This is a genomic window from Bradyrhizobium sp. USDA 4501 (assembly GCF_054062115.1).
Genome location: NZ_JBSSEX010000001.1, coordinates 6103393 through 6117085, shown reverse-complemented (window position 1 = coordinate 6117085; position 13693 = coordinate 6103393). Strand labels below are relative to the sequence as shown.

Annotated in this window: 12 protein-coding genes; 5 read left to right on the top strand and 7 right to left on the bottom strand. The window is 65.7% G+C overall.

The window, feature by feature from the left end; all coding sequences use genetic code 11:
• The first annotated feature begins 1 nt into the window (after position 1).
• From ACVWZM_RS28150 to ACVWZM_RS28140, 3 genes are read left to right on the top strand one after another with little or no spacing between them, the layout of a single operon-like run.
• Positions 2 to 850 (top strand): MBL fold metallo-hydrolase, encoded by an 849-nt coding sequence (locus tag ACVWZM_RS28150; RefSeq protein WP_026193286.1) that lies wholly within the window; start codon positions 2 to 4, stop codon positions 848 to 850.
• Between the two features lie 12 nt (positions 851 to 862).
• The gene (locus ACVWZM_RS28145) at positions 863 to 2434 is read left to right on the top strand and encodes an isochorismatase family protein (RefSeq protein WP_456855381.1); all 1572 of its coding nucleotides are present in this window, start codon (positions 863 to 865) and stop codon (positions 2432 to 2434) included.
• A 9-nt stretch (positions 2435 to 2443) separates the two neighbouring features.
• Entirely contained in the window at positions 2444 to 3070 is a 627-nt protein-coding gene (locus ACVWZM_RS28140; protein ID WP_456855380.1) for an FMN-dependent NADH-azoreductase, read from the top strand.
• A gap of 205 nt (positions 3071 to 3275) precedes the next feature.
• Here the strand turns inward: ACVWZM_RS28140 and ACVWZM_RS28135 are convergent, their stop codons facing one another.
• From ACVWZM_RS28135 to ACVWZM_RS28125, 3 genes are all read right to left on the bottom strand, one after another.
• Positions 3276 to 4649 carry a sensor histidine kinase gene (locus ACVWZM_RS28135; RefSeq protein ID WP_310881594.1) on the bottom strand — a complete coding sequence of 458 codons (1374 nt, stop codon included), beginning with the start codon at positions 4647 to 4649 and terminating at the stop codon, positions 3276 to 3278.
• Positions 4636 to 5328 carry a response regulator transcription factor gene (locus tag ACVWZM_RS28130; protein ID WP_168855370.1) on the bottom strand — a complete coding sequence of 231 codons (693 nt, stop codon included), beginning with the start codon at positions 5326 to 5328 and terminating at the stop codon, positions 4636 to 4638. Before ACVWZM_RS28130 ends, ACVWZM_RS28135 begins: the two co-directional genes overlap by 14 nt.
• A gap of 150 nt (positions 5329 to 5478) precedes the next feature.
• A complete protein-coding gene (locus ACVWZM_RS28125; protein WP_456855379.1) occupies positions 5479 to 5997 on the bottom strand; it encodes a hypothetical protein in 519 nt (172 codons plus the stop codon).
• A 433-nt stretch (positions 5998 to 6430) separates the two neighbouring features.
• Here ACVWZM_RS28125 and ACVWZM_RS28120 point away from each other — a divergent pair, with 433 nt between their 5' ends.
• Complete coding sequence (locus ACVWZM_RS28120; RefSeq protein ID WP_456855378.1) at positions 6431 to 7894, top strand: catalase; 1464 nt, start codon at positions 6431 to 6433, stop codon at positions 7892 to 7894.
• Positions 7895 to 8107: 213 nt separating this feature from the next.
• Here ACVWZM_RS28120 and ACVWZM_RS28115 read toward each other — a convergent pair whose 3' ends face one another.
• The 3 genes from ACVWZM_RS28115 to ACVWZM_RS28105 all read right to left on the bottom strand — a co-directional run bounded on the left by ACVWZM_RS28115 (position 8108) and on the right by ACVWZM_RS28105 (position 12466).
• Complete coding sequence (locus ACVWZM_RS28115) at positions 8108 to 10447, bottom strand: Tex-like N-terminal domain-containing protein (protein WP_168855367.1); 2340 nt, start codon at positions 10445 to 10447, stop codon at positions 8108 to 8110.
• A gap of 121 nt (positions 10448 to 10568) precedes the next feature.
• Positions 10569 to 11423: an amidohydrolase family protein gene (locus tag ACVWZM_RS28110; RefSeq protein WP_456855377.1), complete on the bottom strand. Its 855-nt coding sequence runs from the start codon at positions 11421 to 11423 to the stop codon at positions 10569 to 10571.
• On the bottom strand, positions 11420 to 12466 hold the full coding sequence (locus ACVWZM_RS28105) for an aldo/keto reductase (protein WP_168855365.1): 1047 nt from the start codon (positions 12464 to 12466) through the stop codon (positions 11420 to 11422). The genes ACVWZM_RS28110 and ACVWZM_RS28105 overlap by 4 nt, the downstream gene beginning before the upstream one ends.
• Positions 12467 to 12929: 463 nt before the next feature.
• Here ACVWZM_RS28105 and ACVWZM_RS28100 point away from each other — a divergent pair, with 463 nt between their 5' ends.
• Entirely contained in the window at positions 12930 to 13337 is a 408-nt protein-coding gene (locus ACVWZM_RS28100) for a hypothetical protein (protein WP_168855364.1), read from the top strand.
• Here ACVWZM_RS28100 and ACVWZM_RS28095 read toward each other — a convergent pair.
• Complete coding sequence (locus tag ACVWZM_RS28095) at positions 13334 to 13648, bottom strand: monooxygenase (protein ID WP_092081380.1); 315 nt, start codon at positions 13646 to 13648, stop codon at positions 13334 to 13336. The genes ACVWZM_RS28100 and ACVWZM_RS28095 overlap by 4 nt on opposite strands.
• Positions 13649 to 13693 lie beyond the last annotated feature (45 nt).

Sequence of the window (13693 nt, the reverse complement as noted above, 5' to 3'; positions counted from 1 at the left end):
GATGCCGCTAGAGATCAAGATTCTGGACTATGGCGATATCGAGCTGGAATCGAGCTTCCTCGTGCTCGGGCACAATTGCGGCCGCACCCGCCGCGTGCTGACGCTCGGCTTCCTGATCCTCGGCGGCCCCTATCCCGTGCTGGTCGACACCGGCTATCGCTCCAACCAGATCATGGAGACGCTCGGCATGCGCGGGCTCCAGTTCCACGAAAACATGATCGAGAACCAGCTCGCCCGCCACGGCGTGCGGATGGGCGACGTCCGCTTCGTCTGTCACACCCACCTGCACATCGACCATGCCGGCAAGGACGACCTGTTCCCGATGAACACGACCGTCGTGCTGAACCGCAAGGAGCTGGAATACTCCGTCTCGGGCCTGATGCACCCGCAGTATCCGGCGCCGGACATCAAGCACCTGATCGACCGCCTGCACACCAAGAGCGCGCTGCGCTTTCTCGACCTCGAAATCACCGGCCCGGTCGAGCTGATGCCGGGCGTCTATTGCGACGCTGCCAACGCCCATACCGAAGGCTCGATGAACATCCATGTCCACACCGCCGACGGGATTGCGACGATCTGCGGCGACGTGATCTATGATTTCAACGACCAGATCGTGAATCCCTTTAACGAGATCCACGACGCCGAGCCGCGCACCACGGGCAACCACGGCACCAGCAAGCGCGCCGAGAAGGCAGCGATCAAGAAGCTGCTCTCGAGCTCCCGCTATCTGCTTCCTGTGCACGATCGCCCGGCCAAGATCGAGGGCGGCATGGTGGTCGGCCGCCTGCATGACCAGGTACCAGGGCCTGTCGTGCAGAGCCTGCCGCAGCGCAACTGGTTCCCGGCGTAGAGGATCGAGGCGATGACGCATGTCACGCTGCGCAGCGAGTTCGAAGACCTGATCGATCCCTACGCGCCGGTCGGCCAGGTCGGGACCGGCTTCGATTTCACGGAGGGACCGATCTGGCATCCGGCGGATCATTTCCTGCTGTTCTCCGACATGCCGGGCGATGTGCGCCGGCGCTGGGATGCGCGGCGCGGCGTCGTCGAGGTCAGGCGGCCATCGAACAAATGCAACGGCATGACCTATGACACGGACCTCAATCTGATCGTCTGCGAGCACGCGACGTCTTCGCTGATCCGCGAGCGGCCCGACGGGCGGCGCGAGGTGCTGGCTTCGCATTACGAGAACCAGGAGCTCAACAGTCCGAACGATGTCTGTGTGCATTCCTCCGGCGCGATCTATTTCTCCGATCCTTGGTACGGCCGCATGCCGGTCTATGGCGTCGAACGGCCGCGCCAGCTCGGCTTCCAGGGCGTCTACCGCGTGCCGCCCGGCGGCGGCGCGCCGAAACTGCTGGTCGACCGCTACCTGTTCGAGCAGCCGAACGGGCTGTGCTTCTCGCCCGACGAGCGCATCCTCTATGTCAACGACACCGTGCAGGCGCTGATCCGCGCCTTCGACGTCAATGCCGACGGCTCGCTCGGCAATCCGCGCGTGTTCGCCTCCGGCATCCGCTCCGAGCTCGAGCCCGGCCTGCCCGACGGCATGAAGTGCGACCAGCGCGGCAATGTCTGGGTCACCGCGCCCGGCGGCGTCTGGGTCTATTCGCCCGCCGGCGACCTGCTCGGCAAGGTCCGCCTGCCCGAGCTCGTCGCCAACCTCGCCTGGGGCGGCGCCGACTTCCGCACGCTCTATCTGACCGCGACCCATTCGGTCTATGCGATCCCGACCAAGGTCGGCCCGCGCCACGAGCCCTATATGAGCGGCAAGCGCGGCGGCGCCGGCGCCGCCTCGTCGACGCCTGCGCCGAATCTCGCCGCCGGCGAGATGCAGCTCGATCCGCAACGCTGCGCGATGATCATCCAGGACATGCAGAATGACGTCATCATGGACGGCGGCGCGTTCGCCGAGTCCGGTGCGCCCGCACACGCCCGCCAGCAGCATGTCGTCGAGAATGTGCGCCGCGTGGCCGAGGCTGCGCGAGCGCGCGGCGTCGCCATCATCCATGTCTGGTTCGTCGTCGAGCCGGGCGCGCCCGGCGTCACGCTCAATGCGCCGCTGTTCGAGGGGTTGGTCGACAGCAAGGCGATGGTGCGCGGCAGCTGGGGCGCGGCACCGGTCTCGGGGCTCGAACCGCGCCCGGGCGACTTCGTGGTCGAGAAGATGCGGATGAGCGCCTGGGAGGGCACCCGGCTCGAGACCATCCTGAAGGCGACCGGCCGCGACATGATCATCAATACCGGAGCCTGGACCAACATGTCGGTCGAGCACACCGCGCGCACCGGCGCCGACAAAGGCTATTTCATGATCGTGCCGGAGGATTGCTGCTCGACCATGAATACCGACTGGCACAACGCCGCGATCAATTTCGCGCTCCAGAACGTCTCCGTCGTGACCAACGCCGACACCGTGATCAAGGCACTTGGCTAGGGAGGCGCGGTGCCGAAGCTGCTGCACCTTAACTGCTCACCGCGCCCCGACTCGGAATCGGCGGCCGGCGCACGTGCCTTTCTCGATCGCTTCCGTCGGGCGCGACCGGACTGGGAGATAGACGCGATGAACCTCTGGCGCGAGCCGCTACCGGAATTCGATGGGTATCTGCTCGAGGCCAAATACGCCCGGATCGGCGGCAAGAGCTTCACCAATTCGCAGCACGACGCCTTCGCAATCGCCGAGCGCCTCGCGCTGCGGCTGTCGCTGGCCGATCGCGTGCTGATCTCGACGCCGATGTGGAATTTCGGCATTCCCTACAAGCTCAAGCAATGGCTCGACCTCATCATCCAGCCCGGGCTGGCCTTCCGCTTCGATCCGGCGCAGGGCTACCTGCCGCTGCTCAAGGACCGCCCGACGATCGTGATCCTCGCAAGCGGCAGCGACTTCGTCACCGGCATGAACCGCGGCCGCATCGACATGGCAACGCCCTATCTGCGCGAGGCGCTGCGCTTCATCGGCATCAGCGACGTGCGCTTCGTACCGATCGGCCCTACCACCGGGCCCACCGAGCCGATCCGCGCCGCCCGCGAGGCGGCGCACCGGCGGCTGGTGGAGATGGCGGGGAGGTTTTGACCTGCTCTTACCACATCGTCGTCCTGGCGAAACCCATAACCACCGAATCTGAATGTAAACGAGATCGTGGCCCCAGCGCAGCATCACAATTGTCATTCGGGGTAATGGGTCCCCTGGCCTGCGCCGGGACGACGACGTGTGTTGACTGAGGTGTGAGCCGTGCATCGGCGCCCAGGGGTAGAACCACAGACGCCCTCGGCCATCCCTACGTTTCCGCGGCGGGAAAGACCAGCCTGCACAACAATCCCGGCGCATTGTCGCGCAATTCGATCCGTGCGCCGTGCAGGCTCGCGACCGCCGCGACCAGGCTGAGGCCGAGGCCGTTGCCCGGCGTGTAGCGGCTCTGCTCGAGCCGGTAGAACCGCTTGAAGACGCGGTCGTGCTGCTCGGCGGGTATGCCGGGGCCGTCATCGGCGATCGAAATCACCGCGCCTCGCTCATCGTTGTCGCAGATCACCGTCACCCGCCCACCCGGGCGGCCATGCTTGATGGCGTTGTCGACGAGATTGGCAATCGCATCGAACAGCAGGTCACGGTCCCCGGTAACCAGCACCGCCTGATCGCCGGCAAGGTCGAGCCGGGTGGTAACCTCCTCAGCCGCGGCATCGTAGAGCTCGACCACCTCGGCGGCGATCTCGACGAGATTGACGGTGCGAAACGCACCCTTGCGGGCTCGCGTCTCGATCTCGGAAATCCGCGTGATCGACGCGAACATCCCGAGCACCGCGTCGAGATCGGCGATGGTGTCGCCGATCAGCGCAGCATCCCCCTCGCCGCTCCGCGGGGCGTGATAGGCCTTCTCGAGCCGGCCGCGCATCCGGGTCAGCGGCGTGCGCAGGTCGTGGGCGATATTTTCGCTGACCTGCTTGACGTCTCCCATCAAGGTCTGGATCCGGTCCAGCATCAGATTGAGATTCTCGGCGACGCGATCCCATTCGTCATGGCTGCCGCGAAGCGGGATGCGCTGGTCGAGGCCGGAGAGCATGATAGCGCGACTGGTCGCATTGATCGACTCGATCCGGCCGACGGTTCGCCGCGTGACGCCGATGCTGGCAGCAGCCGCAAGCCCGATGATCAGCACGACGACGGCAATGCCGGCGGCCCTGATCTGCGCCATGAAGCCGTCGAGATCGCTGATGTCATGGCCGACCAGCAGCCGATCGCCGTTTGACAGGGTTTCCGTCACGCCTCGCAGCAGGGAGGGGCCCGAGGAAAGCTGTGGCAGGGAGGCACGAAATTCAGCCCATCCCTTCTCGGCAGCGCCCGCCGGCCACTGTCTGAGATTTCCCGCCAGCACGGTCGATCCGGGACCGACCAACAAATACACATGATCGGCAAAGCCCTTGTCCGCGACGCGTTGCGCGATCAACGCGGTCAGGCCATCGCGGCCGGACCGCGCATAGGCATCATCGAGGCTCGCCTGCTCGGTCATGATCGCGCGGTCGGATCTGTCGCGCACATAGGACAACGTCGACCAGTAGACATAGGCGAAGATCGCGGAGACGATCAGGCCGAAGACACCGATGGCGATCAACGCCAGGCGGAACGTCGACGACTTGAGGGTCTTAGCCAGGAGCACGGAGGCAGTACCCGATGCCGCGGATCGTGTGGATCAGCGGATAGGCTTGCTGGTCGTCGACCTTGCGGCGCAAACGTCCGACATAGACGTCGATGATGTTGGTCGAGGGATCGAAGTGCAGGTCCCACACATGCCGCAGCAGCATGGCGCGCGACACCACGCGGCCCTCGTTGCGCGCCAGGTATTCGAGCAGCTGGAATTCCTTCGGCAGCAGCGGAATCCTGCGGCCGCGGCGGCTCGCCGTCCGCGAAATCAGATCGATCGCGAGATCGCCGACCCGCAGGATGGTCTCCTTTGCAACGGTCTCGCTGCGGCGGCCAAGGGCCTCCAGCCGCGCTAGCAGTTCGACAAAGGAGAACGGCTTGACAAGATAGTCGTCGCCGCCGGCGCGCAAGCCACGCACCCGGTCGTCGACTTCGCCGAGCGCGCTGATGATCAGGAACGGCACTGCGATGCCGCCGTCGCGCATCTGACGCATCACCGTGATGCCGTCGATGTCGGGCAGCATCCGATCGATGGTGATCACGGCATAGTCGCGCGCCGCACCCTGGCTCAGCGCCTCGCGGCCGTTCGCCGCCAGATCCACATCATAACCGCTGGTGGTGAGCTCCTCGACGAGCTGATCCGCGGTTTCCGGGTCGTCCTCGACGACGAGAATGCGGCGGTGAGCACCGGTCATATTCCTGAACTCTCTGAGTTGTGTCGAACTCTCCGAGTTCTCAAACTCTCCGAGCGGCCGCCCCGCGACGATCGCCGCCAGACTATCCCATTCCGGGGCAGGATGGAACGTCTGGCGACGACCGCGACAACGGTGCGGTTGGTTGGGCTATCACCAATAGTCCCCGCACACATTGACCCATTGCAGACCGTAAGCCGTCCATGCCCTGCGGTAGCAGCCATAATCATAGCCGGCGTAGAGATAGGGCGCGCCGAAGAATGCGAAGCGATGGAAGCGGTGGTGGCGGAAGAAGCCGCCATGATGGAAGAAGCGCGAACCGTGGAATCTGGCGCCGGCAAAGCGCGGGCCGATTGCCGGTGCACCGACGAAGCGGGGACCACCAACGTGCCCCCCAGCGAAATGCCCGCCGCCGCCCATGGCGGCGAACGCCGCGCCACCACCACGCATTCCGCCGCCGAAACCACCGCCATGCATGCCGCCGCCAAAGCCACCACCGTGCATGCCACCACCCATGGCACCCATGGCGCCGCCGTGGCCGCCACCGAAGCCGCCGCCGCCGCCGCCATGTCCGCCGCCACCACCGCCGCCTCTGGCGAGGGCAGCGGGTGCAAGCGCAACGCTGACAGCGAGCGTCGCTGCCGTGAGACACGTGAGAAGCCTGTTCTTCATGAAACCCTCCCTGATTGGGACCGCGGCGAATTCGTATCGCCGCACGCGAGCATGATCAGAAGACGCAAGCCGATGCCCGACTTCAACTGACAAATGCGCCAGATTCTGACACCGGATTTAGAATTCGCGCGCCGGCATGCCGAGCGGCAGTTGCCCGGACCGGCGGCCACGATTGCGTTGGCCGGGATCGACGGACATTTGGCTGGAATCGGCGGATAGCGCTCGTTGAATCGATCGGCCGCGGTTCTTAATCCTGCAGCTGTCGGAGAACAACGACGGCGTCGAGGGATCGCAGACCCGCTTCACAATTTGTCGATCACCGGGCTCTCCCTTCCTCGCCGGCCGTCATCCATCCGCGATGCAATCGCCTTTCGCCTGGCCTCCCTGCGGGCGCCGGGACGGCGAAGTGCTGACCTTCAGCAAGGAGCTTTCGATGAGCGACGAGACCAAAAGACCGTATCTGACCCACGCCTCCGGCGCCCCCGTCGCCGATAATGTGAACATCCTGACGGCGGGGCCGCGCGGACCCGCATTGCTGCAGGATGTCTGGCTGATCGAGAAGCTGGCGCATTTTCACCGCGAGGTGATCCCGGAGCGGCGGATGCATGCCAAGGGCGCCGGCGCGCACGGCACCTTCACCGTCACCCACGACATCACGCGCTACACCAAGGCCAGCATCTTCTCGGAGATCGGCAAGCAGACGCCGATGTTCGCGCGGTTCTCGACGGTCGCCGGCGAGCGCGGCGCGGCGGACGCCGAGCGCGACATTCGCGGCTTCGCGCTGAAATTCTACACCGATGAAGGCAATTGGGACGTGGTCGGCAACAACACGCCGGTGTTCTTCTTCCGCGACCCCTTGCGCTTCATCGACCTCAACCACGCCATCAAGCGGCATCCGCGCACGGGGGTGCGCGACCCCGACATGAACTGGGATTTCTGGACGCTGCTGCCGGAAGCGCTGCACCAGGTCACCATCGTCATGAGCGAGCGCGGCATCCCGAAAAGCTTCCGTCACCAGCACGGCTTCGGCAGCCACACCTACAGCATGATCAATGCCGACATTGAGCGCGCCTGGGTGAAATTCCATTTCCGCACCCGGCAGGGCGTCCAGAACCTGACCGATGCCGAGGCCGAGGTGCTGGTCGGCAAGGACCGCGAGAGCCACCAGCGCGACCTGTTCCAGAGCATCGAGCGAGGCGACTTCCCGCGCTGGACGCTGTTCATCCAGGTGATGACGGATGCACAGGCCAAGGCATTCCCGTTCAATCCGTTCGATCTGACCAAGGTGTGGCCCAAGGCGGATTATCCGCTGATCGAGGTCGGGTATTTCGAGCTCAATCGCAATCCGGAGAACTTCTTCGTCGAGGTCGAGCAGGCGGCGTTCACGCCGGCGAATGTCGTGCCCGGCATCGGCTATTCACCTGACAAGATGCTGCAGGCCCGCCTGTTCTCCTATGGCGACGCGCAGCGCTACCGGCTCGGCGTCAACCACCACCAAATCCCGGTCAACGCGCCGAAATGCCCATTCCACAGCTATCACCGCGACGGTGCGATGCGCACCGACGGCAATCTGGGCGCCACGCTGACCTACTGGCCGAACAGCCATGGCGAGTGGACCGATCAGCCGCAGCTGAACGAGCCGCCACTCGAATTGTCAGGCGCGGCCGCGCATTGGGATCATCGCGTGGATGACGACCACTGGCAGCAGCCGGGCGACCTGTTCCGCAAGATGAATGCCGCGCAAAAGCAGGCCCTGTTCGACAACACCGCCCGTCAGGTCGGCAACGCGTCGAAGCACATCCAGGAACGGCACGTCGCGAATTGCAGCAAGGCCGACCCGGCCTACGGCAAGGGCGTCGCGGATGCGCTGGCGAGGTTTGCTGCCGGAGAGCTGTAGCCGGGACGGCCCCCTTCGGCCCCGTCATCCTGAGGTGCCCGCGGAGCGGGCCTCGAAGGATGAATCGGCCAGAAATGGGGCCGTGCATCCTTCGAGGCTCGCAAGAGCTCGCACCTCAGGATGACGGGGACAGCTTAGGCAACTCAGCCAGAAGCGTCAGGTGGTCGATTTCGAATAAGGCGGCGAACTCGGCTCGCCGCCCTCCTCCGCGGCTCAGGTCGGCTTGCCGCGTCCGTTCTTCTCGGCCGCGCGGCGCAGCGCGTCGGCGAGCGCGCCGCCGCCGGACTGCTCCTGCGGCCGGCGCGGAGCCGACGACGTCATCTTGCCGGAGCCGCGGGAGAAATCGCGCGACGGCGCCGCATTGTCCTTCTTCGGCCCGATCTCGTCGTCAAGCCGCAGCGTCAGCGCGATGCGCTTGCGCGCGACCTCGACGTCCAGCACCTTGACCTTGACGATGTCGCCGGGCTTCACCACCTCGCGCGGGTCCTTGATGAAATTCCGCGACATCGCCGAGATGTGCACCAGCCCATCCTGGTGCACGCCGATATCGACGAAGGCGCCGAATGCGGCGACGTTGGTCACGGTGCCCTCGAGGATCATGCCCTTCTTTAGGTCCTTGACCTCCTCGACGCCTTCCTTGAACACCGCCGCCTTGAACGCCGGACGCGGATCGCGGCCGGGCTTTTCCAGCTCGCGCAGAATGTCGGTGACGGTCGGCAATCCGAACGTATCGTCGACGAAGGATTGCGGCTTGAGACCCCGCACCACGTCGGCATTGCCGATCAGCGCCTTGATGTCGCTCTTGGTCGCCTCGAGGATGCGGCGCACTACCGGATAGGCTTCCGGATGCACGCCGGATGAATCGAGCGGATCCTCGCCATTGCTGATACGCAGGAAGCCGGCGCACTGCTCGAACGCCTTCGGGCCGAGCCGCGGCACCTCCTTCAGCGCCTTGCGCGACTTGAACGGGCCGTTGGCATCGCGGTGCTGCACGATACTTTGCGCCAGTCCCTGGCCGATGCCCGACACCCGCGCGAGCAGCGGCACCGAGGCGGTATTGGCATCGACGCCGACCGCGTTCACGCAGTCTTCCACCACGGCATCGAGCGAGCGGGCGAGCTTGGCCTCGCCGAGATCGTGCTGGTATTGGCCGACGCCAATCGCCTTCGGATCGATCTTGACCAGCTCGGCCAAGGGATCCTGCAGGCGCCGCGCGATCGAGACCGCGCCGCGAATGGTGACGTCGAGGTCGGGCAATTCGTTCGAGGCGAAGGCCGAGGCCGAGTAGACCGATGCGCCGGCTTCGGAGACCACGATCTTGGTCATCTTGCGCTCGGGCAGCCGCTTCACGAGCTCGGCGGCGAGCTTGTCGGTCTCGCGCGAGGCGGTGCCGTTGCCGATCGCAATCAGCTCGACGCCATGCTCGATCGCGAGCTTGCCGAGAATGGCGAGCGCCTCATCCCAGCGCCGCTGCGGCTCGTGCGGGAAAATCGCCGTATGCGCCACCACCTTGCCGGTCGCATCGATCACCGCGACCTTGACGCCGGTGCGATACCCGGGATCGAGCCCCATGGTGGCGCGCGCGCCGGCCGGCGCCGCGAGCAAGAGGTCGCGCAGATTCGAGGCGAACACGCGCACCGCCTCGGTCTCGGCCGCCGTCCACAGCCGCAGCCGCAAATCGATGTTGAGGTGGATCTGGATTTTGGTGCGCCAGGCCCAGCGCACCGTCTCGGTCAGCCATTTGTCGCCCTTGCGGCCCTGGTTGGAGATCGCAAAGCGGTTCATGATCTTGAGCTCGTAGAGGCCGGGCTGGCCTACGACCGGCTCCTGCGCCTCCGGCTTGATGGCGAGGTCGAGGATCTCTTCCTTCTCGCCGCGGAACAGCGCCAGGATGCGATGCGACGGCAACTTCGGCAGCGGCTCGGAGAAATCGAAATAGTCCTTGAACTTCTCGCCTTCGGTCTTCTTCCCGGTGCGGACGGTCGAGGCCATGATGCCGTTCGACCACATCTCCTCGCGCAGCGCGCCGATCAGGTCGGCATCTTCGGCGAAGCGCTCGACCAGGATCGCGCGCGCGCCGTCGAGCGCCGCGGCGACGTCGGCGACCTGCTTCTCGGCATTGACGAAGGGCGTCGCGGCCTCGTTCGGATCGCTCTCGGGCTGCGTCAGGAGCTGATCGGCGAGCGGCTCGAGGCCGGCCTCCTTGGCGATCTCGGCCTTGGTGCGACGCTTCGGCTTGTACGGCAGATAGATGTCCTCGAGCCGGCCCTTGCTGTCGGCGGCCATGACCTGGGCCTCGAGCGCGGCGTCGAGCTTGCCCTGCTCGCGGATCGAATTGAGCACCGCGGTGCGGCGCTCCTCGAGCTCGCGCAAATACGTCAGCCGCTCTTCCAGCGTGCGCAGCTGGGCATCATCAAGCGCGCCGGTGAGCTCCTTGCGGTATCGCGCGATGAACGGCACCGTGGCGCCGCCGTCGAGCAGCGTCACCGCTGCCTCGACCTGTTCGTCGCGAACCCCCAGCTCCTGCGCAATCTGATGATGAATCTTTGCCACGCCTGTCTCTCTGAAATTCCGCTGCGCCGCCGGATCACCGACAGCGCGGACGCCGCTTATGAACCATCCCGGATTGATTCATCAAGGCGCGCTGTGGATCAAATTGGGCGCGGGCCGCAATCTATTTCCGGGATGTTGGCCGTCCGCGGCTTGACAAATAGATGCGCGCCGCATTGCCGCCGAAAATCGCGACCCTAGCGTCACTTGACAAATCAGCCAGCAAGGTCTCCGCCGCCGCGAACCAGTGCGCATAGCCGCCGGCGAGGTTGACGACGGGCCAGTCGCTGCCCCACAGCATCCGCTGCGGCCCGAAACATACCAGTGCATGATCCACGGCCTCGCTGAGATCGGCAACCTGCCAGTTCGGTGCCGCCTCGGTCGCAAGGCCCGAGAGTTTGCAGACGACGTTGGATCGTGTGGCGAGGCTTGCGATGTCGTCCTTCCAGGCTGCGATGTCGCCGGTCGCAAGGTGCGGCTTGCCGAAATGGTCGAGCACGAATTGCAGGTCCGGATGGCGATCGACCACCTGAATGAGCCGCGGCAAATGGCGCGGCAGCACCAGCGCGTCGAAGACCAGGTCATGCCGCGCCATGGCCTCGAGCGGCGCCGCCAGTTCGGGGCGCAGCAGCCAGTCGTCATCGGCGATGTCCTGCACCATCGGCCGCAGGCCGACCAGGAGCTCGCGCCCGACAAACGCGTCAATCCGCGCCGCGGCATCGGCGGCGTCGAAGTCGACCCAGCCGACCACGCCGCGCACCTGCTCGGCGCCCTTTGCGATATCGAGCAAAAATGCCGTCTCCGCTTCGGTCGGCGCGGCCTGCACCAGGATGGTGCCTTCGATCCCGGCCGCGGCGAGATGCGGCGCGAGATCGGCCAAGCCGAAGTCGCGGTAGATCGGCCCGCGCTCGGGCGTCAGCCAGCCGTAATCGGCGCGCGCCAGGGTCCAGACATGGTGATGGGCGTCGATCCGCATCATGCCGGCACCGGCGCATGCTGGTCGAGCAGCCCCTCATTCTTCAGGTCGCGCCACAGCGCGGCAGGCACGGGCGACGACAACGCGGCGACGTTGCGCTCGACCTCCTGCGGCGTCTGCGCGCCGAGCACGAGGCTTGCCACCGCCGGATGGCCGAGCGCGAAATGCAGCGCCGCGGTCGGCAGCGCCACGTTGTGGGCGCGGCAGACCCGATCGATCGCCGCCACCTTCTGCATCACGTCCGGCGGCGCATCCCTGTAATTGTACTTGGCGCCGGCAACCGCGCCGGTCGCCAGGATGCCGGAGTTGAAGACGCCACCGAGCATCATGCCGATGTCCTTTGCTTGCGCCAGCGGCAGGAATTCGGCGAGTGCGGGTTGCTCGAGTAGCGAGTAGCGGCCGGCAAGCAGCATGGTGTCGAACGTTCCGGCCTTGGCGAAACGCACGCACATCTCGGCCTCGTTGACGCCGATCCCGATGCCCTTGACCACGCGCTCCGAACGCAACTTGTCGAGCGCGACATAGGCGCCCTCCATCGCCTCGCGAAACCGCGCCTCGATCGCGTCAGCTCCGTGGGTCCAGACGTCGACGTCGTGGATCAGCAGCAGGTCGATGCGATCGGTGCCGAGCCGCAGCAGCGACTGCTCCACCGAGCGCATGGTGCCGTCATAGGAATAGTCGAACACCGCGCGATGCGGCGCGCCGCCGGCGAAATTGGAGCCGTCGCCGCGGCCGTGGAACGGGTCCATCCAGCGCCCGACCTTGGTGCAGACGACGACGTCGTCGCGCGCCACGCGGCGCAGCGCGGTGCCGCTGCGGTGTTCGGCGAGGCCATGGCCGTAGAGCGGCGAGGAATCCAGCAGGTTGACGCCCAGCGCAAACGCCCGCTCCGCTGCTGCGATCGCAGCAGTGTCGTCGAGCCGTGCGAACAGGTCGCCGAGCGGTGCTGTGCCGAAGCCGAGAATGGAGACATCGAGCCCGGTGCGGCCGAGCCTGCGGCGTGGCAGTGCCGGGGAGCCTGGATCGGAGGATTGTTGTTGGGTCATTATGGCCTCCCGCCTGCGTTTCTTGTTAGCTCCTCATCAGACTAGCGTCGTTGACCGGGATCGTGAAGAGACCTTGGCGGCCGACGCCGCGGTGTGGTCTCTCATCGCGCACGCACCACATCGCTAAAATGCAATGCACAGCTTCACGTTGCCTATCGGCGGGAAATAGGCTATGGGAGCGCTCCGCAACTTCAACGCAGGAGGCGACGATGTTCAGGTCTGTGCGCTTCCCGGGTTCGCCGCGCGATATTTGACGCGCGTCCCGGGATCGGATCCCGGGTAAAATCGCAACACCCACCCGCAATCGAATCTGCCGCGGGCCTTGGGCTCCGCGCTTGCGGAACTTTTGTCATGACCTCGACGCTTCAGGTGACCTCTCGTCGCGAGCCACACGCTCCGTGCTGCTCGAACATCAGCTGCGGAGGTATCATCCACACGTTCAGGGAAGGGTCCGCGCGCTGCCATGCGGCACACGCGTCTTGCGGACCTTGCCGCGAGCTTTCCTGCGCTGTTGTTCGCGCTGGCGGTCCCGCGAGCCGGGATCGCTTCGGCGCGCGCACGCGCATGCGTCATCGACGGCCGCTCGCTCGCGGACGCCGCGGCCGCGGCGGGCATTCCGCTGTGGCCGCGAAGATTGCCGCCGGAGGCATTCACCGCTCCGATCAAGGGACTGCCCGATGACGAGCTGTTTCGCCGACAGATCGCGAACCACCTGCCGCCATCACCGAAGCTCGCGCCGATCTGGCTGAGATCCGTCGCGGCGGTTGCCGAGCTCGCACATGGACCGGCGGCGGTCTGGATCGCGCGCGAGCTGGTCCGGGCGCCGCCGCGCACCCGTGTTGCGCATCCGCCAGCGCTGCATCGTTGCTAATCGTCGGCAACAATCTGCTGGGCAAGGTTGTCGACCACCACAGGACTCTCGAAATAGGTCACCGTCGGATCGGCGCCATATTTCTCGCGGGCGCGGACGCGCCACGCGTCGGTATACAGTGCTTCCGCCTCCACCCTCGAGTTCCAGAAATAGATACCGCCGGCCGTCATCCCGTCCTCGGACAGCACATAGGTCTTTCGGAACAGCCCCTGAATGCCGCGATAGATCGGCGCGGTGCTCAGGAAGATGCTGCGAGCTTCCTCGCGCGTGATCGGCTTCGGCAGCTTGAACGTCGTGACAGCGGTAATCATCCGGACCTCCTCGGCTTCATTCTTGACATCATTGTCAATATTGAC